Genomic DNA, 21,323 nt, shown 5'->3' on the forward strand with positions numbered 1-21,323 from the left:
CGCATGCACCCACCGAGAACCGCGAGACCAGGGGCACTGCTGAACCATGACCGACATGACCGATCCATCCGTGCTCGAGCACGACTCCTTCGTCCGCCGCCACGTCGGCACCGATCACGAGGCCCAGCGCCACATGCTCGAGGTCCTCGGCCACGAGACCCTGGACCAGATGCTGAAGGCGGCGGTGCCCAGCACGATCCTGCTGGAGAACGACGGCGCCGAGGCCGCCTCGGTGGTGCCCCAGGGGGCCACGGAGCCTGCCGCGCTGCAGGAGCTGCGGGAGCTGGCGGACCGCAACACGGTGCGCCGCTCCCTGATCGGCATGGGGTATCACGGCACCCACACCCCCGCGGTGATCCAGCGCAATGTGCTGGAGAACCCCGCCTGGTACACCGCCTACACCCCGTACCAGCCCGAGATCTCCCAGGGCCGCCTCGAGGCGCTGCTGACCTTCCAGACCATGATCTGCGACCTCACCGGGATGGACGTCTCCAACGCCTCCACCCTCGACGAGGCCACGTCCGCCGCCGAGGCGCTGATGCTGGCTCGGCGCACCGCCAAGCGCAACGGCACCGTGTTCTACGTGGACTCGGACGCCCTGCCCGCGACCAAGGCCGTCCTGCGCGGCCGGACCGATGGGCTCGGCATCGAGCTGCGCGAGCGGGACTTCGCCGCCGACGGCGCCCCCGAGGGCCAGTACTTCGGCGCGCTCATCCAGTACCCCGGGGCCTCCGGCCGCGTGTGGGACCCCAGCGAGGTGATCGCCGAGGTCAGGTCCACCAGGGCCGTCGCGATCGTCTCGGCGGACCTTCTGGCCCTGACGATGCTGTCCTCCCCGGGATCCCTCGGCGCCGACGTCACCGTCGGATCCTCCCAGCGCTTCGGCATCCCCATGGGCTTCGGCGGCCCGCACGCCGGGTTCGTCGCGGTGCGCAAGGGTCTCGAGCGCCAGCTGCCGGGGCGACTCGTCGGGGTCTCGGTCGACGCCGACGGCAATCCAGCCTACCGGCTGTCGCTGCAGACCCGCGAGCAGCACATCCGCCGGGAGAAGGCCACCAGCTCGATCACCACCGCCCAGGTGCTGCTGGCCGTCATGGCCGCGATGTACGCCGTCTACCACGGCCCCGAGGGCCTGACCCGGATCGGGCGCCTCGTCGCCGACCGCACGGCGACCCTCGCCGACCACCTCGTCGTCAGCGGGTTCGAGCTGACCGCCGAGGCCTTCTTCGACACCCTCGAGGTCCGGGCCACGGGCCGGGCCCAGGACATCGCCGCGAAGGCGGCCGAGGCCGGGTACCTGGTCCACACCGTCGGCGACGACCTCGTCCACCTCTCGCTCGACGAGACCGTGACCGACGACGACCTGCGGGCGATCGCGGCCGTCTTCGACGGATTCGCGCCGGACCCCGGTCATGAGCTCGCGGACGTGGGCTCGGGCACGGACTGGGGAACCCTGGTGCGCCAGGACGCGTTCCTGACCCACCCGGTGTTCTCCTCCTTCCGCTCCGAGACCGCGATGATGCGCTACCTGCGCCGCCTGTCGGACCGCGATTTCGCCCTGGACCGCGGGATGATCCCGCTGGGCTCGTGCACGATGAAGCTGAACGCCGCCACCGAGATGGCCGGCATCACCTGGGCCTCCTTCAACGCCGTCCACCCCCTCGCACCGCGCGAGGACGTCGAGGGCTACCTGGAGATGATCACCCAGCTGGAGACCTGGCTGGCCGACCTCACCGGATACGACACGGTCTCCCTGCAGCCCAACGCCGGCTCCCAGGGGGAGATCGCGGGCCTGCTCGCGATCCGCGCCTATCACGCCTCCCGCGGCGAGAGCGGACGCGAGGTGTGCCTGGTGCCGAGCTCGGCGCACGGCACCAACGCCGCCTCCGCCGTGATCGCCGGACTGCGCGTGGTGGTCGTCGACTCCGATGCGAGCGGCAACATCGACCTCGACGACCTGAAGCAGAAGATCAAGGACCACGGCGACGAGCTCGCCGCCATCATGATCACCTACCCCTCCACGCACGGCGTGTACGAACAGGAGGTGCGCACCGTCTGCGAGCTGGTCCACGACGCCGGCGGGCAGGTCTACGTCGACGGCGCGAACCTCAACGCCCTGCTGCAGGTGGCCCGTCCCGGCGAGTTCGGCGGGGACGTCTCCCACCTGAACCTGCACAAGACGTTCTGCATCCCCCACGGCGGCGGCGGGCCCGGCGTCGGCCCCGTCGCGGCCAAGGCGCATCTGGCGCCGTACCTGCCGGGTCACCCGGGCATCCAGCAGGCTGAGCACCCGGTCACGGGGCAGGGCGCGCAGCCCCACGGCGGCAGCCCGGTCTCGCAGGCCCCCTACGGGTCGGCGTCGATCCTGCCGATCTCCTGGACGTACATCCGGCTGATGGGACCCGAGGGGCTGCGGCACGCCACCGCCGCCGCGGTGCTCGCGGCCAACTACATGGCCCATCGCCTCTCGGAGTCCTTCGAGATCCTCTACACCGGGGAGAACGGCCTGGTCGCCCACGAGTGCATCGTGGACCTGCGCCCCTTCACGGCCCGCACCGGGGTCACCGTCGACGATGTCGCCAAGCGGCTGATCGACTACGGGTTCCACGCCCCGACCATGTCCTTCCCGGTGGCCGGGACCTTCATGGTCGAGCCGACGGAGTCCGAGGACCTCGCCGAGATCGACCGTTTCGTCGAGGCGATGCTCATGATCGCCAAGGAGGCCGAGGAGATCGTCTCCGGCACCTGGGCGAAGGACGACAACCCGCTGGTGAACGCCCCGCACACGGCCGCAGCGATCGCCACGGGGGAGTGGACCCATCCCTACTCGCGGGAGGTCGCCGTCTACCCCGGCAGCTGGACCGCGCCCGAGGACCTCTCGACGCACGACAGCGCGCAGATGCGGATCCAGTCCAAGTACTGGCCGCCGGTGCGTCGCGTCGACCAGGCCTACGGCGACCGGAACCTGGTGCCGACCTGGCCGCGCGAGACGGACTGAGGTTCCCGCGGCGCAGCGGGCACGGTGCGGCGGGAGCGACCTCTCGGCGGCTCGTGAACAGCTGTGACGCCCGGTTTCCGGCCGGGGCGCCCGGGCCATACCCTCGTGAGCATGACCGAGATCCTCACCACCCATGCCGGTTCCCTGCCTCGCAGCGAGGAGCTGATCGCTGCCAACGCCGCGCGCCCCGTCGGCGCGGACGGACTGACCCCCGCCCCGACCGACGAGTTCCGCGAGGTGCTGCGCCAGGCGGTCACGGACGTCGTCGCCCGCCAGCGCGAGATCGGCATCGCGATCCCCAACGACGGCGAGTACGGACACCTGATGGGCTCGGCCGTGAACTACGGCTCCTGGTGGTCCTACATCTTCGACCGCGTCAGCGGCCTCGAGCTGACCGGCAGCGACCACTTCTCCAGCGAGCCGGTGCGCTCCGGCCCGGGCGACGTGCGCCTGACGACCTTCCCCGACCGGCGCGACTGGACGATCTTCGCCGACGCCTATCAGGACCCCACCTCGGGCATCACCGTCGGCGGCCAGGCCACCTTCCCGGCGGCGACCGGCGAGATCTCCTACTCGGACACCGGCCGCGAGCTGGGCGCCCAGGACGTGGCCAACGTCCGCGCGGCACTCGAGGCGGCCGGCTACGACCGCGGCTTCCTCAACGCCCTCTCCCCGGGCTCGGGCAGCCGCATCGTCGATGACCACTACGGCGACGAGGACGCGTTCCTCGACGCCTGGGTGGAGGTGATGCGCCCGGAGTACGAGGCCATCGCCGCCGCCGGGCTCACCGTGCAGATCGACGACCCGTCGATCGCCGAGAACTGGGACCAGATCAATCCGGAGCCGAGCGTCGAGGACTACCTCGCCTTCACCCGCAAGCGGGTCGAGGCGGTCAATCGGGCCCTGGTGAACGTCCCCACCGAGCAGACCCGCTTCCACCTGTGCTGGGGCTCCTGGCACGGCCCCCACACCACCGACATCGAGTTCCGCCACATCGCTCCGCTGCTGCTCGAGATCGACGCGAGGTACTACAGCTTCGAGGCCGCCAACGTGCGCCACGAGCACGAATGGACCGTGTGGGAGGACCTCGAGCTGCCCCAGGACAAGGTCCTCGTGCCCGGCATCGTCTCCCATGCGACCAACGTGGTCGAGCACCCCGAGCTGGTCGCCCAGCGCCTGGAGCGCTTCGCGCGCCTGGTGGGCCCCGAGCGGGTCATCGGCTCCACCGACTGCGGTCTGGGCGGACGCATCCACCCGCAGATCGCCTGGGCGAAGCTCGATTCCCTGGTCAGGGGCGCCGAGATCGCGTCCGGGCGGGTCTGAGCGCCGGGGCGCAGCGCCCGCCTCGTCCCGCCCGGGCACGCTCGCCGGCCCGCGGCAGAGCGTGCGCACGGTGGGGGAGCGGCCGGCCGGGCGACGGAGAGTTCACCTCGGCGTCGCCGAGATGTCATGCGGGCGTGGACCCGATTCTGCTCAGGCGGAGGAGTATCGAGGGCGTGAGGATCCTCATCGTTGCCGAATCGTTCCTGCCGCACATCAACGGAGTCACCAACTCGGTGCTCCGCATCGTCGATCACTTCGCCGCCACCGGTGATGAGGTCGCGATCATCGCCCCGCAATGGCCGGGGGCCGAGACCTCGCTGCGCACCTCCTGCGGGCGCACGATCGAGGTGCACCGCGTCCCGTCGGCCCCGCTGCCGGGCTACTCGGCGGTGCGGATCGCCGCGGTCGGCGCCACCTCACTGCGCCGCCGGATCGAGGAGTTCGGGCCCGACGTCGTCCACCTGGCATCGCCCACCGTCCTCGGCGGGAGGGCGATGGTGGCCGCGCAGAAGGCGGGGGTCCCGACCGTCGCCGTGTACCAGACCGACATCCCCGGCTACACCGCGCGCTACGGGATGCCGTTCCTCGCCCGGGCGTCCTGGCGGGCGGTGCGCGAGGTCCACAACCGCGCCACGCTCACCCTCGCCCCCTCCACCACCACCCGGGACGAGCTGATCGAGCACGGCATCGAGCGGGTGGACCTGTGGCGCCGCGGCGTGGACACCTCCTTGTTCTCCCCTGCGCTGCACAGCGCGCCGCTGCGTGCGCAGTACGCGGAGCCCGGCGAGAAGCTCGTGGTGTACATGGGGCGCCTCGCGGCCGAGAAGCAGGTCGCCGATCTGCAGGTCATCCACGACATGCCGGGGGTGCGCCTGCTGATCGTCGGCGACGGCCCCGAACGGGAGGCGCTGCGCCGCCGGATGCCCCGGGCCCGCTTCGCCGGCTTCCGTTCGGGAACCGACCTCGCCGCCCACCTCGCCAGCGCCGACCTCTTCATCCACCCCGGCGAGCTCGAGACCTTCGGCCAGACCATCCAGGAGGCCATGGCCTCCGGCCTGCCCGTGATCGCTCCCCGCCGCGGCGGCCCCGTCGATCTCGTCTCGCCCAGTCGCACCGGGTGGCTGTACACCCCGGGGATGCTCGATGAGCTCCAGGAACAGGCCGCCGACCTGCTGTTCGACGACGCCAAGCGGCGCGCCTTCGGTCGGGCCGCACAGGAGAGCGTGCACAAGCGCACCTGGCCGGTGCTCGCCGAGCAGCTGCGCGGCTACTACCTCTCCGCCCTCGAGAGCCATCGAGGCCTGCTCGGCGCTCGCTGAGCAATCGCGGGTTCGCGGCGTCCGCTCCGCCCGTCGCGGGCTCCGAGGTCGTCGGCCGCCGCTCCGCGCGACCGGGTTGCCGGTGCGCCATCGGCCGACCCATGCGTAGCGGGCTCCCGGTGCGCCATCGGCCGACCCGCCCGTCGCGGGCTCCCGGTTCACAATCGGCCACACAGCTCGCCGCGGCCCCTGCCCGCACGATGGACTGTGTCCTGTCGCCGTTCCCGGCGGCACGGATTCCCGCGGAAAGGACCACCATCATGGCGCAGCGCACCACCCGTCGCCCGCTCATCGGAGTGACCGCAGGGACCCGCGCCATGATGACCGGCGCCTGGGCGGGCCATGACGCCGTGGTGGTCACCGAGCACTACGTGCGGGCGATCCGTGCGGCCGGCGCCCGGCCCGTCATCCTCGCCCCGCAGGACGAGTGGACCGACGAGGAGGTCTCCGAGCTCGACGGACTCGTCCTCACCGGCGGCACCGACCTGGACTCCACGACCTGGGGCGAGGACGCCCTGGCGACCGACATGACCCCGGACCCGGAGCGCGACGCTTTCGAGACGGCGCTGTACCGTGCCGCCCGCCGCGCCGACGTCCCGGTGCTCGGCATCTGCCGCGGCCTGCAGATCATCGTCATCGCCGAAGGCGGCGCACTGCACCGCCATCTCCCGACGGACCTCCCGGCGCATCCCACCACGGGGGAGCGGCCCACCGCGGTGGAGGCCGCCATCGACGCCGACAGCGACCTCGCCCTCGCCCTCGGCACCCGCGCCGAGGTCACCGCTTTCCACCACCAGGGCATCGCCGCCGTCGCCGGGGACCTGCGGGTCGTCGCCCGCCACGAGAGCTCCCTGCCGCTGGCCGTCGAAGCCGCAGCGGGCTCCAGCGTGCTCGCCGTGCAATGGCATCCCGAGATCGACGGGGCCGACGGCGCCGCCGTCTTCGAGAGCCTGCTCACCGCGATCCGCCACCGCGCCGAGTCGGCACCGGCCCCCTCGCTGGTCTAGAATGGGCCCGGACGTCCGCGCCCTCGGACCCCGGTCCGCTGCGGGCGGAACGATCAGGTGACACGGAGGAAGAGCCAGCATGAGCAACGAGCAGGTCACGCGCACCGTCGAGACCACGCAGCGTGATGAGGAGAACCAGACCTCGCACGGCAACAACGTGGTGCTCAGCATCGTGCTGTTCGCCGTGGTGTTCGGCCTCTTCGCCGGTGGCCTCTACGTGATGAGCCTGTTCACGGCCGTGACCTTCGTCGTCGGGCTGGGGATGTGCCTGCTCTCGCTGTTCCTGACCTTCGACCTGGTGCCGCGCTTCCTGTCCTGATCCGTCCCTCGGCATTCTTCGTGCCCGGTCGCCCTCTGGCGGCCGGGCACGTCTCGTCGTGGGGCCGCGCAGCGGTGCCGCCGCGGGCAGGCCGGGTCGCAGATCATTGGAATTCGCGGCCCGGTGCCGGACAATAGGGCCTCGTGAACGTTCACTCGACCGGTGCCCCGCCGACTGCTCCTGTCGCCGCCGACGCGCGCTTCGCCCGGCGGGCGATCTCCCTGCTGTTCTTCCTCAACGGCGCCTCCTTCTGCGCGATCATGCCGCGCTATCCCGAGCTGGTCGAGAGCATCGGGCTGTCCAACACCGCCTTCGGCCTCGCCATCGGCATCGGCCCGGTCGGCGGACTGCTGGCGGGGCTGGGTGCAGCGCGGCTGATGGGTCGGTTCGGCTCCGCCCGCGTCGCCGTCCTCGCACAGATCGTCGCCTCGACCACGCACCTGGCCGTGTACGTCTCCGGGTCCTGGCTGTGGCTCGCGGCGGCGCTCGTGCTGGCCATGGCCGCCGATTCCATCACCGACATCTCGATGAACGCGCACGGCATGCGGGTCGAGCGCCGCTACCGCCGTTCGATCATGAACAGCTACCACGGCTGGTGGTCGCTCGGCGCGGTCGCCGGCGGCCTGATCGGATCGACGTTCGCGCAGATCGGCGTCCCCCTGTGGGTCCAGGGCGTGATCGGGCTGGTCGTCTTCGGCGTCCTCGCGGCGGGATCGCTGCGCTTCATGCTGCCCGGGCACGACGCCACCGAGCGCACCCCCGCGACCGCAGGGCCGTCGGCCGGCTCCGGGGCCGAGGTGCCCGCCGAGGTCGCCCCCAGCGGGGTGAGGATCGCAGGGATGAGCCTGCGTGCGCTGGGTCTGATCTCGGCGCTGGGCATGGTGCTGGTGTTCGCCGGCTCCACCGAGGACGCCGGCAACACCTGGGGCGCGCTGTTCATGACCTCCACCTTCGGGGCGACCCCGTTCTTCGCCGGCATGGCCTTCGTCGCCCTCCAGGGTGCCCAGACCATCGGACGCTTCACCGGGGACGCCGTCGTGGACCGGATCGGAGACCGCGCCACCGCCCGTCTGGGGGCCCTGGTCGGCGCGCTCGGCATGAGCATCGCCATGCTGGTGCCCCACCCGGTCACCGCGCTGATCGGCTTCGCCGCCGCTGGCTGGGGCGTGGCCACCCTGTTCCCCTCCGCCTTCCGCGCGGCCGACGACATGCCGGGCGTCCCGCCGGGGGTGGGGATCACCGTGGTGGGCTGGTTCGCACGCCTGGGATTCTTCGTCACCCCACCGATCGTGGGGGCGCTCGGCGATGCGTTCACCCTGCGCTACGCGCTGTGGATCGTGCCGCTGTACATGCTGGGCATCCTGGTCTTCTCCGGGGTGCTCGAGACCGGTCGGCGGCGGAGCGCACCGGTGAGCGGGGACGACCGGCCCGCGTGAGGCATCGGCTCGTCCGCGTCGACGGTCCGGGGCGCGACCGGCGGAGCACGTCGGGCGGCGGGTCAGAAGCGGGTGATGTCCCCGGCTCCCTCGCGGGCGATCTCGAGCTCACCGGTGGAGAGGTCCACGACCGTGGTCGGCTCGATGCCCACCTCCCCGGAATCGATGATCACGTCGACCTGCTCGCCGAGCAGGTCCTGGACCACCCAGCCCTCCGACGGCGGGTCCTCCTGACCCGGCAGCAGCAGCGTCGAGGAGACGATCGGCTCGCCGAGCGCCTCGACCAGTGCGTGCGCGACCCGGTGGTCGGGGATGCGCACGCCGACGGTGTGCTTCTTGGGGTGCGCCATCCGCCGCGGCACCTCCTTGGTGGCCGGCAGGATGAAGGTGTACGGACCCGGGGTGGCGTTCTTGACCAGGCGGAATGTCGGGTTCGAGACGATCACGAACTGGCCCAGCTGGGCGAAGTCCGCGCACACCAAGGTGAAGTGGTGGTTCTTGTCGACCTGGCGGATGCGACGGATCCGCTCGAGTCCCTCGGTGGCGCCCAGGGAGCAGCCCAGGGCGTAGCAGGAGTCCGTCGGGTACGCGATCAGGCCGCCGTCACGGAGCACGGCGACGGCTTGGTCGACGAGACGCGGCTGCGGGTCGACCGGATGGATGTCGAGGTAGCGGGCACGCCGTGAGGATCTGGCCATGCCCGATGCTACGTCGCCGGATGCGGGGGCGCCACGGGGGTCTCCGCCGCTGCGGTCCCTGTCGCTCGGTGGCCGTCGCTCGGTGGTCGCCGTCGCCGGGGCGGTCCTCGTCGCTCAGGCGACGACGACGAACTCGCGGCCGATCCACTTGGTGCGGCGCAGCCGCAGCACCGCGGTGACCGGGAGCGGTCCCTTGATGTGCGGATAGCCGCGCCCCGCGCCGTCGTCATCGGCCTCGATGTCCACCGCGACACCGGCGGCCTCGACGCGGGCGACGTCGATCTCGAGGATCACGAGGTCCGCCGGCCGTTCGGGGTACACGCGCTTGGCGACCATCGAGACCTGCTCGGGCCAGGAGGCGTGGATGTAGCCGACTTCGGACAGATCGCGGCCCCGGGTGGCCCGGGTGTAGGAGCCCGTCCGGACGGCCGCCTCCCAGGCGGACAGTTCGGTGATGTGCCAGATCAGAGGCGCAGGCATGACCGGCAGTGTACCGTGACCGGCATGGATGAGACCTCCGCCGGGCCGGGCGCGGTGCGCCTGGTCCACGATGACGACCGCGACCGCTACGAAGCCCTCGAGGACACCGAGACGGTCGGTGTCCTCTACTACGGCGACGAGGCGCCGGAGTCCGGGACCGGCACCGTGCGCGACCTCCGCTCGACCGTGGTGGCGCCGGAGCGCTCCGGCCGCGGCATCGGCTCCGCCCTGGTGCGCTTCGCCCTGGACGACGCCCGCGGGCGCGGCTACCGGGTCCGCGCCACCTGCTGGTTCGCCCGCGGCATCCTCTCCGGTCCCGAGTACGCCGACCTGCGCGAGGAATCCGCCGACGACGAAGGGGGCCGGGCCTGATGACGTACCGCATCCTGACCGTGTGCACCGGCAACATCTGCCGCTCCCCGATGGCCGAGTACGCGCTGCGCGACGCCCTGGAGCAGGCCGGGCTCGGCGAGCAGGTCGAGGTGGCCTCCGTCGGGACCACGCGCGAGGAGGTCGGCAACCCGATCGACCCCCGGGCCGGAGCGCTGCTGCGCTCCCACGGCCTCGACCCCTCCGCACACCGCGCCCGCCAGATGAGCTCTCGCGACCTCGGCGACGCCGATCTCGTCCTGGCCCTGGACCACGACCACGTCCGCCCCCTGCACCGCGCCGGCGGGCGGGAGATCATCGACCGCCTCCACATGGTGCGCGACTTCGCCCCCGGTCCGGTCGAGGACACCGGTATCCGTGACCCCTGGTGGGGCGACGAGAGCAACTTCGAGCTCGCCTGGGAGCAGATCACCGAGGCCGCGCCCGGGATCGTCGGGCACGTCCGCACCGCCCTTCAGCGCGCGGGACGATCCGGGGGACGTCCGTGACCGGGCCGACGATCCCCGGGGCCCGCGGTGCGCTGGAGACCGCCGCCGCGCTGCGCAGCGGCGAGCTCGACGCCCTCGAGCTCGCCGAGCAGACCCTGGAGGCCGCCCGCACCGCCGGCGGAGAGGTCGGAGCCTTCGCCCACCTCCTGCCCGACCTCTCCGTCCGGCAGGCCCGCCACGCCGCCGAGACCCTCGCCGCGGGCCGCCGCGCCGGGGAGCTCGAGGAGCTCGCCGCCCGCCACCCCCTGCTGGGCGTGCCGCTGCCGATCAAGGACCTCACCCAGATCGCCGGGCAGCCCTTCGAGGCCGGATCCCTCGCCCTGCGGGGAAACATCGCCGAGGTCACCGACGGAGTGGCCCAGCGGATCCTCGACGCCGGCACCGTGACGATCGGCAAGACCACCACCCCCGAGTTCGGCATGCCCTGCTACACCGAACCGGCGACCGGGTCCCCGGCCCGCACCCCCTGGGACCTGCGTCGCACCGCCGGCGGGTCCAGCGGAGGCGCCGGTGCGGCGGTCGCCCGCGGCATCGTGCCGATCGCGCACGGCTCCGACGGGGGAGGGTCCGTGCGGATCCCCGCCGCCTGCTGCGGAGTGCTCGGCCTGAAGCCCTCCCGCGGACTCATCTCGCCGGGCCCGTACTCCACCGAGGGGATGGGGCTGGGCACCGACGGAGTCCTCGCGCGCAGCGTGCGCGATGTCGCGGCAGGCCTCGACCTGCTCGCCGGCGGGCGACCCGGGGACTTCATGCCCCTGCCGCGCCGCACCGCCAGCTACCTCGATGCCGTCGAGGAGCCGCCGGGCCCGCTGCGGATCGCCGTGCTCGACGAGCCGCTCGCGGCCGAGACCGCCGTGCACCCTGCCGCGCTGCGCGGACTGGATCGCGCCGTGGGGACGCTGCGCGGCCTCGGCCACCGCATCAGCCGGATCCCCGCGCCGTTCACCGCCGAGGACTGGACGGCCTTCATGCCGCTGTGGACCGTCGGGGCCGCCACCATCGCGCTGAGCGAGTCGCAGGAGACCCAGCTGCTCGAGCTCACCCGGTGGCTGCGCGAGCGCGGCCGCACCTACAGCGGCGTCGACCTCGCCGCCGCCCTGGCCGGGGTCCAGACCCTGGCCCGCCGGACCGCGGAGGCCTTCGCCGACTACGACGTGGTGCTCACCCCGGCCCTGTCCGGCCCGCCGGCTCTCCCCGAGGACCTGCAGCTGAGCGAGGGCGCGGCCGACTTCGACGCCCAGCGGGCGTTCACCCCCTGGACCAGCAGCTGGAACATGACCGGCGATGCCGCGCTGGCGGTGCCGATCCACCGCGAGGAGGTCGACGGGACCGAGCTGCCCTTCGGCGTGCAGCTGGGCGCGACCCGCCGCGGAGCCGAGACGCTGCTGCTGCAGCTGGCCGCCCAGCTGGAGGCGCACGACCCGTGGCCGCTGGTGCGCGCGCCCGGGGCCGCATGACCGAGGCGCAGTCCGTCCGTCTCGACATGTGGCTGTGGAGCGCACGGCTGATGCCCACCCGCTCCGCGGCCACCACGGCCTGCCGCGCAGGCCACGTGCGGCGCAACGGGGCCCCGACCAAGGCCGCTCAGCGGGTCGTCGTCGGCGATGAGCTGCGCCTGCGCTCGCCCGGCCGCGAACGGATCTACGTGATCACCCGGATCCTCACCACCCGCGTCGGGTACCCGATCGCGCGCGCGGCGTACGAGGACCACAGCCCCGAGCCGCCGCCGCAGCTGGCCGCCGCCCCGCCCCGCCGCGAGCCCGGCACCGGCAGACCCACCAAGCGCGAACGTCGGGCCCTGGACCGCCTGCGGGGCCGGGACGAGGATCAGCGGCGCTGAGGTGCCCTGGCGCCCTGGTGCCCTGGTGTGCCGGTGCGGACGAGGGCGCGCCGGCCGCATAGCGAAGGGTCGGCCCCGGGGATCGAGATCCCGGAGCCGACCTGCACGGCCGACGCACCTGCGTCAGGCGGTGTGGGAGAGCAGCTCCTGCCGGTTGCTGGTCAGCCGTCCCAGCAGGTGCGTCTCCGTGGCGACGACCTTCGGGTTCGCGCCGTCGGCCAGCAGTCGTTGGCGGATGGAGGCGAGGTCCGCGCTCTCGCGGATGAACCTCTTCATCACGGGCTTCGCGCCGAGCTGATCGGCCCAGCGCTTGCCCTCGCGCCGGCCCTTCCAGGTCGCGAGCATGTCGACCTCCTCATGGGTGAGCCAGCCCTGGTTGGCGTAATCGCCCAGGCGCACCCGGGTCAGACGCGACTCGTCCCAGATCAGTGCGACGATCACCCCCATCCACAGCAGCGACAGGCCCGCTTCGAGGATGTACATCACCACCAGGAACAGCCCGCTGCCTCCGCCGAGGGTGGCACCGAGGTTCCACAGCGCATGCAGCAGCATGCCGGGGATCAGCGCCGGGATGAACACGAGGAAGCCCATCGCCGTGCCCCACTTGCGGGCCACGAAGCCGACGATGATGCCGGTCGCCGAGACGTAGATGGTGTGACCGAAGATGTTCAGCACGCCGCGCATGCCGAACGAGAGCAGCACACCCCAGCCGCCGGCGAGCTCGAGCCCGCGGGTGTAGTAGATGATGTTCTCGGTGAAGGCGAATCCGCCGCCGATCAGGGCGCCGTAGATCAACCCGTCCAACGGCCCGTTGAAGTACCGCCGGGCCAGCACCATCAGCAGCAGCAGGCCGAGGCCCTTGGTGGTCTCCTCGACCAGCGGCGCGCTGATCACCGGGCCGACGAAGGCGACTGCCGCCTCGCTCTGGGTGATCCACCAGGTGAGGTTGGAGTTGAAGGTGTTGATCCAGAAGCTGATGAACGCGGAGATCGCCGCCCCCCAGAACACGGCGATGATCAGCAGCGGGAAGGGCTGCGGGTCCCAACGATCCGCCAGGAACATCACCAGGGCGATCACCAGCAGGGAGATCAGGGCGATGAACGCCGTGACCGGCCACCAGATGGGGTTCGCGCTGGACCCGGAGACGAACCGCAGGAAGAAGAAGCCCAGCACCAGCAGCAGGGCGATGCCCAGGACCACGGCCGCGATCCAGACCAGGATGCTCACCGTCGGCAGCCGGGTGCCGTGCTGGGCGACCTCCTGGACCCGCCGCATCTGGGTGGACCAGGCCGACTGCGGCTGCGCCTGCGCCGGCCGCTGGATCTGCGCCGGGGCGTGGCGCGCCGCGGTGAGACCCGAGGTGGGCCGCACCGAGGTGTCGTAGGCCCGTGGATTGCCGTAGTCGACGTAGCGGGGCTGGGACTGGAAGGACGGAGAGCCCTCGGCGGAGGTCGGTGCACCGGGGCGCGGCCGGCCGTTGGGCATGAACTGCCCGCCCGGCGGCTGGTACGGGGGCTGGGACATGGAGGCCTCTGTTCGGAGACGGGGACGGGAGGAGACCCCAGCGCGCGCCTCCGTCTGTCTTCCCCCATACGGGACGGCTCCGGGTTCCCTGCGATGCTACAGGGGCCGGCCCTCGTCGACGCCGGGGACGGACCGGATCGCGCGCCGGATATGGACGACCGTCGGCCGCGATCAGGATTGAGCGGAATAGACTCAACCCAGGGGTCGTTATCGTCAGTGACACCTCGTCCGGACCCAGAGAAGGAGCATCGTGGAGTTCCAGTTCACCACCCGCTCGCAGGAAGCCGTGACCGCAGCTGCGGAGAAGGCCGTCCAGCTCGGGAACCCCCAGATCAGCTCCCTGCACCTGCTGTGGGTGCTGGCGACGCAGGCCGACGGGATCGGCCGCGCCGTGCTCGCCGAGGTCGGCGCGGACCCCCGGGGCCTCGCCACCCGCGCTGAGCAGGCGGTCCACGCCCTCCCGCAGGTCAGCGGGTCGGGGTCGAACTCGGCCCCCACCTTCGTCGGCACCGGCTTCGACGCGCTGGAGGCGGCACGGCGCGAGGCCGACTCCCAGCACCGCACCTACCTGTCCACCGAGCACCTGATGATCGGCATCGCACTCGGGAAGGATGAGGCCGCGCGCCTGCTGGCCGACGTCGGGGCGACGCCGGCCTCCCTCCGCGATGCCGTGGCCCGACTGACTCCAGGAGATGAGCGCATGACCCAGATGGATTCCCAGAACCCCGAAGGCACGTTCCAGAGCCTCGAGAAGTTCGGCGTCGACCTCACCGAGCAGGCCCAGGAGGGTCGGCTGGACCCGGTGATCGGCCGCGACGCCGAGATCCGCCGCGTGGTGCAGGTGCTCAGCCGCCGCACCAAGAACAACCCCGTGCTGATCGGCGAGCCCGGCGTGGGCAAGACCGCCGTCGTCGAGGGCCTCGCCCAGCGCATCGTCACCGGGGACGTCCCCGACTCGCTGCGCGGCAAGCGTCTGATCGCGCTGGATCTGCCCTCGATGGTCGCGGGCTCGAAGTACCGCGGCGAGTTCGAGGAGCGCATGAAGGCGGTGCTCGACGAGATCCGCACCAGCAACGGGCAGATCATCACCTTCATCGACGAACTCCATACGGTGGTCGGCGCCGGCGGTACCGGAGACGGCTCGATGGACGCCGGCAACATGCTCAAGCCCATGCTCGCCCGCGGCGAGCTGCGGATGGTCGGTGCCACCACGCTGGACGAGTATCGCGAGAACATCGAGAAGGACCCGGCGCTGGAGCGGCGCTTCCAGCAGGTGCTGGTCGGCGAACCCAGCGTCGAGGATTCCATCACGATCCTGCGCGGCCTGAAGGACAAGTACGAGGCCCACCACAAGGTCTCCATCACCGATGCCGCCCTGGTGGCCGCCGCGACGCTCTCGGACCGCTACATCTCGGGCCGTCAGCTGCCGGACAAGGCCATCGACCTCGTCGACGAGGCCGCATCCCGTCAGCGCATGGAGCTGGACTCCTCGCCCGAGCAGCTGGACATCCTGCGCCGTCAGGTGGACCGGCTGAAGATGGAGGAGCTCGCGCTGACCGGCAGCGAGGACGCCGGCAGCATCGCCCAGCTCGAGTCCGTCCGCTCCCAGCTCGCCGATCGCACCGAGCAGATGACGACCCTGTCGGCCCGCTGGGAGCGCGAGAAGGCCGGGCTGAACCTCGTCGGCGACCTCAAGGCCCAGCTCGAGAAGCTGCGTATGCAGGCCGACCGCGCCCAGCGCGAGGGCGACCTGACGGCGGCATCCAAGATCCTCTACGGCGACATCCCTGAGCTGAAGATGCAGCTGGTGGACGCCGAGGAGAAGGAGGCCGCCGGCGGCCTCGAGGGTGATCGGCCGCTGGTCTCCGACCATGTCGGGGCCGACGACATCGCCGACGTCGTGGGAAGCTGGACCGGCATCCCCGCCGGCCGCCTGCTGCAGGGCGAGAGCGAGAAGCTGCTCGAGATGGAGGACCTCATCGGCCACCGGCTGATCGGCCAGCAGCGCGCGGTCGCCGAGGTCTCCGATGCCGTGCGCCGCTCCCGCGCCGGCATCGCCGACCCGAACCGCCCCACCGGGTCCTTCCTGTTCCTGGGGCCGACGGGCGTGGGCAAGACCGAGCTCGCCAAGGCGCTGGCCGACTTCCTCTTCGACGACGAGCGCTCCATGATCCGCCTCGACATGTCCGAGTACGGGGAGAAGCACACGGTCTCGAGGCTGGTCGGGGCACCCCCGGGGTACGTCGGGTACGACGAGGGCGGCCAGCTCACCGAGGCCGTGCGGCGTCGCCCCTACTCGGTGGTGCTGCTCGACGAGATCGAGAAGGCCCACCCCGATGTGTTCGACGTGCTGCTGCAGGTGCTCGACGACGGTCGGCTCACCGACGGTCAGGGCCGCACCGTGGACTTCCGCAATTCGATCCTGATCCTCACCTCGAACCTCGGCGCGCACGTGCTGCAGGATGCGACCCTCGGGCAGTCCGAGAAGCATGAGCGGGTGATGCAGGTGGTGCGGGCGTCGTTCAAGCCCGAGTTCCTCAACCGGCTGGACGACGTGGTGATGTTCGATGCGCTCTCGCGCGAGCAGCTCGCACGGATCGTCACCCTGCAGGTCGCCGAGGTCGCGAAGCGCCTCGAGGATCGGCGCATCCGCCTGGAGGTCGAGGAGTCGGCCACCCGATGGCTCGCCGCAGAGGGCTTCGACCCGCTGTACGGGGCGCGTCCGCTGAAGCGTCTGGTGCAGAAGGAGATCGGCGACGGGCTGGCGCGGCTGATCCTGAAGGGCGAGGTCCACGACGGCCAGACGGTCGAGGTCCGCGCCGATGGGACCGAGCCCCATCTGGTGCTCGTGGTCGGCGACGGCGAGGACGCGCCGGCGCCGGGCGACGGGGAACCGGCGGCAGGAGACGATGCGTCCACGGCGGACGAGCCGACGGCGGGCAGGCCGGCGCCGGGCGTGGGGGAGGACCGCACGTCCTGACCGATGGTCCCGGGGGAGCCGGCCCGCGCCGTCGACTCCGCTCCGTCGGCCCGCACCGCTCACCCCTGCGGATCCCACGGCATCGGCAGGTAGCGGCGGCGGGCGTCGTACCACCGCTCGGCATCCGTCATGCGATCCGCGGACTCCTCGAGGGAGAAGCTCAGCGCATCGGAACGCGCACCGGCCGCGCGGAGCGTCTCCGCGGCGTCCGGGCTGATCGGCTCCACGGCGTCGGCGGTGTGCTCGGCGACGTCCCCCGCCGCCGCCGGGAGGTCAGGCAGCGAGACATCGACGGCCACGTCGGCGAGAATGCCCTGGTGCCGGTAGGCCCCTCGTTCGCCGGCACGCAGCGCACCGGTCAGGTCCCCGTCTCCCACGGCCTCGGCCACCTCGGTGGTGGTCTGGTCGACGTTGCCCAGGAGTCGATCGGCCCCGTGCGTGACCTCGTGGAGCACGGAATTCTCCCCGAGCACCAGGGAGGAGACGTCGTGGGGGACGCGCGCTGCGTCGACCACCGGGACGAACTCCTCATGGCCGCTGTCCACCAGGGCGGATTCGGCCCGGTCCAGCCCGTCGCCGACGGCATCGTGCGCGTCCATGGCCCCCTGCGCGAGCGCCGAGTACGTGGTGGTCTTCATCAGCAGCCGCCGCCAGTCCTCGCCGTGGGCGAGCGACTCCTCGGTGAGGCCGAACGCCTCCCCTTCGGGGAGCGGACGGCTCGGATCGATCGGATCCTGGCGCTGGAAGGGGCCACCGATCCAGGGGCCGGGCTTCCCCATCCCCTCCGGCCACGGGAAAGCCGGCATCTCGTCAGCATCGATCGGGGCGCGGAATCCGATCGGGGGACCGCCCCCGAGGCCGGGAGGCCGCACCGGGCCGCGAGGGAGGTGATCCGGCCACTCGGCGCGCACCGCCGCGAACGGGTCGACGGCGAGACCGCGCCCGCCCCGAGAGGCGCGGGTCTGCTGGCCGGATTCCTCGTGCAGCTGCTGTGAGCGGTCGCGGAGGATCCCGCACAGGTCGCTCGCCTCCGAGGTCACGACGGCGGTCCGCTCCCGATGCGCCGTCGCATCCGGGCCCGTCCACGCGACGGACGCGGAGGTGCCGCGCAGCAGCTCGATCAGCCGTCGCAGTCGCTCGACCCCCTCGACGATCCGCTCGGCCAGCTCGTCCATGTCCTCGGTGTCGCATCCCCAGATGATGTCCATGGCGAGACCGTAGCCAGCACGGACACCCGCTCACGGCGCAGGCTGCTCGATTGTGGACAGGGAGCTTTGTGGAGGAAGGGGCCGGGGACGACGACGGAGCGTCCCGGGACGACGACGGAGCGGCCCCCGGGACCACCGTGGTCCCGGGGCCGCTCGACAGGGTCCGGTGCGAGCTCAGACCACGATGTTCACGATCTTCGGGGCCCGCACGATGACCTTGCGGATGCTCTGGCCCTCGAGCAGCTCCTGGACCCGCTCCTCGGCCATGACCCGCGCCTCCAGGTCGCTCTCGGAGATCTCCGGGTCCACCTCGATCCGGTGGCGCACCTTCCCCTTGACCTGGATGACGCAGGTGACGGCGTCGGCCTTGACGAGCTCGGGATCGGCGACCGGGTAGGCGACGCGCGAGATGGAGCCCTCGTGCCCCAACCGCGACCACAGCTCCTCGGCCAGGTGCGGGGCCATCGGCGAGACCATCAGCACCAGTGGCTCGACGGCCTCGCGCGGGGAGGATCCGAGCTTGGTCAGATGGTTGACCAGCTCGATCAGCTTCGCGATCGCCGTGTTGACGTGCATCTGGGACATGTCCCGGTCGACGCCCTCGATCGTGCGGTGCGTGGCCTGCTTCGTGGCCAGATCCGCAGGCTCGTCGGAGACGACCAGCTCGCCGGTCTCCTCGTCGACGACAAGGCGCCACAGCCGCTGCAGGAACCGCTGGGAGCCGACCACGGCCCGGGTCTCCCAGGGCCGCGAGAGGTCCAGCGGGCCCATCGACATCTCGTACACCCGCAGGGTGTCCGCGCCGAACTCCTCGTACATGTCGTCCGGGGCGACAGCGTTCTTCAGCGACTTGCCCATCTTCCCGTACTCCTGGGTGACGGGCTGTCCCTGGTAGGTGTACGTGCCGTCGTCCTCGGCCACGACCTCTTCCGCCGGGACATAGACGCCGCGGGAGTCGGTATAGGCGTAGGCCTGGATGTACCCCTGATTGAACAGGCGGTGGTACGGCTCCTGGCTGGAGACCACGCCGCGATCGAACAGCACCTTGTGCCAGAAGCGTGCGTACAGCAGATGCAGCACCGCGTGCTCCTGCCCGCCGACGTAGAGGTCCACACCGCCGACGCCCCCGTCCTCGCGCGGGCCCAGCCAGTACTGCTCGTTCTCGGCCCGCACCAGGACGTCGTCCTCGGTGGGGTCGATGTAGCGCAGGTGATACCAGGACGAACCCGCCCACTGCGGCATCGTGTTCGTCTCGCGCAGGTACGTCTTCGGCCCCTCGCCCAGGTCCAGCTCGACCTCGGCCCACTCGGTCGCCCGCGACAGCGGGGTCTGCGGCACGGAGTCGGCGTCCATCGGGTCGAAGGTCTTGGGGGAGAAGTCCGCGACCTCCGGCAGATCCAGCGGCAGCATCGACTCCGGCAGCGCGATCGGCACCTCAGGGCGCTCGGGATCGTAGACGATCGGGAACGGCTCACCCCAGTAGCGCTGGCGGGAGAACAGCCAATCCCGCAGGCGGTACGTGGTCCGGGCCCGGCCGAAGCCCTTCTCCTGCGCATACCGAGTGGCGCGATCCTTCGCCTCGTCCGGGTCCAGACCGTTCAGATCCAGCTCGGCGCCGGCGGAGTTGATCTTCTCGCCGTCCCCGGTCCAGGCGCCGCCGTCGAAGTCGTCCGGCGGGCGCACGGTGCGGATCACGGGCAGCTCGAACGTCGTCGCGAACTCGAAGTCACGTGGGTCCTCGGCCGGGACCGCCATGATGGCGCCGGTGCCGTACCCGGTCAGCACGTAGTCCGCGGTGAACACCGGCAGCTCGCGGCCGTCCATCGGGTTCTTCGCGAACAGGCCGGTGAACACCCCGGTCTTCTCGCGCCCCTCGGCCGTGCGCTCCTCCTCGCCCAGGGAGGCGGCGCGCACCCCGTAGGCCTCGACGGCCTCGTGCGGGGTCGCCGCACCGCCCGTCCACGCCGCGAGGGTGCCCTCGGGCCACTGCGACGGCAGGGCCGAGGGGTCCGACAGCAGCGCATGCTCCGGGGACAGCACGCAGAAGGTCGCCCCGAACAGGGTGTCCGCGCGGGTGGTGAAGACGTCGAAGCTCGCCGGCCCCGCGCCCGCCGTGCCCGGAGCATCCTGCGCGGCATCTGCCGGCCCGGTGCCCTCCAGCCCGAGGACGTCGAAGGTGATCTGCGCGCCGTGGCTGCGGCCGATCCAGTTGCGCTGCATCGTGCGGATCGACTCCGGCCAGTCCACCCGCTCCAGATCGTCGATCAGTCGGTCGCCGTAGGCGGTGATGCGCATGTTCCACTGGCGCAGGCGGCTGCGGAAGACGGGGAAGTTGCCGCGTTCGGAGCGCCCGTCGGCGGTGACCTCCTCGTTGGCCAGCACGGTGCCCAGGCCGGGGCACCAGTTCACCGGGGTCTCGGAGATGTAGGCCAGGCGGAAGGAATGGGCCAGCTCCTCGATCTCCGTCGCGGAGGCCCCGGGAACGTCCGCGGCCGAGCGGGCTGACCAGGCCTCGGGGAGCTCGACGCTCTGGCGCTCGGCCAAGGCGAAGGGGTCGACCCGGCCGGTGCGCAGCTCCTCGCGCAGTTCGGCGATCGGACGAGCGCGACCGGTGATGCCATCGGCGTTCGGCGCCTCGGGGTCGTACCAGGAGTCGAAGATCTGCAGGAAGATCCACTGGGTCCACTTCACGAACTGCGGATCCGTGGTCGCCAGCGAACGCCGCGGATCGTGCGAGAGGCCCAGGCGGTGCAGCTGGCGGCGCATGGTCGCCACGTTGGCCTCGGTGGTGGTGCGCGGGTGGGTCCCGGTCTGGACCGCGTACTGCTCGGCGGGCAGGCCGAAGGCGTCGTACCCCATCGTGTACAGCACGTTCTTGCCCAGCATGCGCTGGTGGCGGGCGACCACGTCGGTCGCGATGTAGCCCAGCGGGTGGCCCACGTGCAGCCCCGCCCCCGAGGGGTAGGGGAACATGTCCATGATGTACATCTTCTCAGGCGGCGTCGCGGAAGCGGCCTGCTCGAGCGACTCGGCCGAGCCGCGCAGCGCACCGACCGGGTTGTCGGCGTAGAAGGTGCCGTCCTCGTCCCAGCGCTGCTGCCAGCGGCGTTCGATCTCGTCCGCCACCGCGGCGGTGTAACGGTGCGGGGCCTCGCTCATGGGTGAATCGTCCTCCGAAGGATCAGTGCGGCGGATGCCGCCAGGCGTCTCGTGACATGAAAAAACCCTCGCGCATGCGAGGGGAGCCGCACCGGTGCCCACACGTGCGCACCGCAGGCGCTTCAGGAGCGCAGGGTCGGCGCAGGCCTTGTCC

At 71.7% G+C, this 21,323-nt stretch carries 16 protein-coding genes; 11 read left to right on the forward strand and 5 right to left on the reverse strand.

Translation table 11 applies throughout. The features are described 5' to 3' along the window. Window positions 1-55: 55 nt before the first annotated feature. From gcvP to JOF44_RS19685, 6 genes are all read left to right on the forward strand, one after another. Window positions 56-2,998 (forward strand): aminomethyl-transferring glycine dehydrogenase, encoded by a 2,943-nt coding sequence (gene gcvP / locus JOF44_RS19660; RefSeq protein WP_209895361.1) that lies wholly within the window; start codon window positions 56-58, stop codon window positions 2,996-2,998. Window positions 2,999-3,109: 111 nt separating this feature from the next. Continuing rightward, window positions 3,110-4,321, forward strand: coding sequence for a cobalamin-independent methionine synthase II family protein (locus JOF44_RS19665; protein WP_209895363.1), 1,212 nt, complete (start codon window positions 3,110-3,112; stop codon window positions 4,319-4,321). 173 nt (window positions 4,322-4,494) lie between these two features. Continuing rightward, the gene (locus JOF44_RS19670; RefSeq protein WP_209895365.1) at window positions 4,495-5,640 is read left to right on the forward strand and encodes a glycosyltransferase family 4 protein; all 1,146 of its coding nucleotides are present in this window, start codon (window positions 4,495-4,497) and stop codon (window positions 5,638-5,640) included. A 260-nt stretch (window positions 5,641-5,900) separates the two neighbouring features. After that, window positions 5,901-6,647, forward strand: coding sequence for a gamma-glutamyl-gamma-aminobutyrate hydrolase family protein (locus JOF44_RS19675; RefSeq protein WP_209895367.1), 747 nt, complete (start codon window positions 5,901-5,903; stop codon window positions 6,645-6,647). Window positions 6,648-6,726: 79 nt separating this feature from the next. Beyond that, on the forward strand, window positions 6,727-6,966 hold the full coding sequence (locus JOF44_RS19680) for a hypothetical protein (protein WP_209895369.1): 240 nt from the start codon (window positions 6,727-6,729) through the stop codon (window positions 6,964-6,966). Window positions 6,967-7,109: 143 nt separating this feature from the next. Beyond that, window positions 7,110-8,402, forward strand: a complete 1,293-nt coding sequence (locus JOF44_RS19685) for an MFS transporter (RefSeq protein ID WP_209895371.1) — start codon at window positions 7,110-7,112, stop codon at window positions 8,400-8,402. A gap of 62 nt (window positions 8,403-8,464) precedes the next feature. Here JOF44_RS19685 and JOF44_RS19690 read toward each other — a convergent pair whose 3' ends face one another. Together JOF44_RS19690 and JOF44_RS19695 are read right to left on the reverse strand one after the other, a co-directional pair. After that, window positions 8,465-9,100, reverse strand: a complete 636-nt coding sequence (locus tag JOF44_RS19690) for an L-threonylcarbamoyladenylate synthase (protein ID WP_209895373.1) — start codon at window positions 9,098-9,100, stop codon at window positions 8,465-8,467. A gap of 114 nt (window positions 9,101-9,214) precedes the next feature. Further along, complete coding sequence (locus tag JOF44_RS19695; RefSeq protein ID WP_209895375.1) at window positions 9,215-9,580, reverse strand: DUF952 domain-containing protein; 366 nt, start codon at window positions 9,578-9,580, stop codon at window positions 9,215-9,217. A gap of 24 nt (window positions 9,581-9,604) precedes the next feature. Between JOF44_RS19695 and JOF44_RS19700 the strand changes: the two genes are divergently transcribed. Genes JOF44_RS19700 through JOF44_RS19715 form a run of 4 tightly spaced genes read left to right on the forward strand, consistent with a single transcriptional unit; the run spans window position 9,605 to window position 12,298 of the window. After that, window positions 9,605-9,952: a GNAT family N-acetyltransferase gene (locus JOF44_RS19700; protein ID WP_209895377.1), complete on the forward strand. Its 348-nt coding sequence runs from the start codon at window positions 9,605-9,607 to the stop codon at window positions 9,950-9,952. After that, window positions 9,952-10,458: a low molecular weight protein-tyrosine-phosphatase gene (locus JOF44_RS19705; protein ID WP_209895379.1), complete on the forward strand. Its 507-nt coding sequence runs from the start codon at window positions 9,952-9,954 to the stop codon at window positions 10,456-10,458. Before JOF44_RS19700 ends, JOF44_RS19705 begins: the two co-directional genes overlap by 1 nt. After that, window positions 10,455-11,915 (forward strand): amidase, encoded by a 1,461-nt coding sequence (locus JOF44_RS19710; RefSeq protein ID WP_209895381.1) that lies wholly within the window; start codon window positions 10,455-10,457, stop codon window positions 11,913-11,915. Before JOF44_RS19705 ends, JOF44_RS19710 begins: the two co-directional genes overlap by 4 nt. Next, window positions 11,912-12,298: an RNA-binding S4 domain-containing protein gene (locus JOF44_RS19715; protein WP_209895383.1), complete on the forward strand. Its 387-nt coding sequence runs from the start codon at window positions 11,912-11,914 to the stop codon at window positions 12,296-12,298. Before JOF44_RS19710 ends, JOF44_RS19715 begins: the two co-directional genes overlap by 4 nt. A 123-nt stretch (window positions 12,299-12,421) precedes the next feature. Here JOF44_RS19715 and JOF44_RS19720 read toward each other — a convergent pair whose 3' ends face one another. Then, a complete protein-coding gene (locus JOF44_RS19720) occupies window positions 12,422-13,822 on the reverse strand; it encodes a PrsW family intramembrane metalloprotease (RefSeq protein ID WP_209895385.1) in 1,401 nt (466 codons plus the stop codon). A 250-nt stretch (window positions 13,823-14,072) separates the two neighbouring features. Between JOF44_RS19720 and JOF44_RS19725 the strand changes: the two genes are divergently transcribed. Beyond that, entirely contained in the window at window positions 14,073-16,802 is a 2,730-nt protein-coding gene (locus JOF44_RS19725) for an ATP-dependent Clp protease ATP-binding subunit (protein WP_209895387.1), read from the forward strand. A 59-nt stretch (window positions 16,803-16,861) separates the two neighbouring features. Here the strand turns inward: JOF44_RS19725 and JOF44_RS19730 are convergent, their stop codons facing one another. Both JOF44_RS19730 and leuS read right to left on the reverse strand, forming a co-directional pair. Then, the gene (locus JOF44_RS19730; RefSeq protein ID WP_209895389.1) at window positions 16,862-18,010 is read right to left on the reverse strand and encodes a hypothetical protein; all 1,149 of its coding nucleotides are present in this window, start codon (window positions 18,008-18,010) and stop codon (window positions 16,862-16,864) included. A gap of 174 nt (window positions 18,011-18,184) precedes the next feature. Then, on the reverse strand, window positions 18,185-21,169 hold the full coding sequence (gene leuS, locus JOF44_RS19735) for a leucine--tRNA ligase (protein ID WP_209895391.1): 2,985 nt from the start codon (window positions 21,167-21,169) through the stop codon (window positions 18,185-18,187). Window positions 21,170-21,323: the final 154 nt, after the last annotated feature.

The organism is Brachybacterium fresconis (assembly GCF_017876515.1).
Classification (GTDB): domain Bacteria; phylum Actinomycetota; class Actinomycetes; order Actinomycetales; family Dermabacteraceae; genus Brachybacterium; species Brachybacterium fresconis.

What these genes read in the sequence shown, in the direction of transcription:
- JOF44_RS19665 (WP_209895363.1), top strand. Translation starts at nt 3,110, where the DNA reads ATGACCGAGATCCTCACCACCCATGCCGGTTCCCTGCCTCGCAGCGAG.
- JOF44_RS19695 (WP_209895375.1), bottom strand. Translation starts at nt 9,580, where the DNA reads ATGCCTGCGCCTCTGATCTGGCACATCACCGAACTGTCCGCCTGGGAG.
- JOF44_RS19720 (WP_209895385.1), bottom strand. Translation starts at nt 13,822, where the DNA reads ATGTCCCAGCCCCCGTACCAGCCGCCGGGCGGGCAGTTCATGCCCAAC.
- JOF44_RS19705 (WP_209895379.1), top strand. Translation starts at nt 9,952, where the DNA reads ATGACGTACCGCATCCTGACCGTGTGCACCGGCAACATCTGCCGCTCC.
- JOF44_RS19730 (WP_209895389.1), bottom strand. Translation starts at nt 18,010, where the DNA reads ATGGACATCATCTGGGGATGCGACACCGAGGACATGGACGAGCTGGCC.
- JOF44_RS19675 (WP_209895367.1), top strand. Translation starts at nt 5,901, where the DNA reads ATGGCGCAGCGCACCACCCGTCGCCCGCTCATCGGAGTGACCGCAGGG.
- leuS (WP_209895391.1), bottom strand. Translation starts at nt 21,169, where the DNA reads ATGAGCGAGGCCCCGCACCGTTACACCGCCGCGGTGGCGGACGAGATC.
- JOF44_RS19680 (WP_209895369.1), top strand. Translation starts at nt 6,727, where the DNA reads ATGAGCAACGAGCAGGTCACGCGCACCGTCGAGACCACGCAGCGTGAT.
- JOF44_RS19700 (WP_209895377.1), top strand. Translation starts at nt 9,605, where the DNA reads ATGGATGAGACCTCCGCCGGGCCGGGCGCGGTGCGCCTGGTCCACGAT.
- JOF44_RS19715 (WP_209895383.1), top strand. Translation starts at nt 11,912, where the DNA reads ATGACCGAGGCGCAGTCCGTCCGTCTCGACATGTGGCTGTGGAGCGCA.
- JOF44_RS19690 (WP_209895373.1), bottom strand. Translation starts at nt 9,100, where the DNA reads ATGGCCAGATCCTCACGGCGTGCCCGCTACCTCGACATCCATCCGGTC.
- gcvP (WP_209895361.1), top strand. Translation starts at nt 56, where the DNA reads ATGACCGATCCATCCGTGCTCGAGCACGACTCCTTCGTCCGCCGCCAC.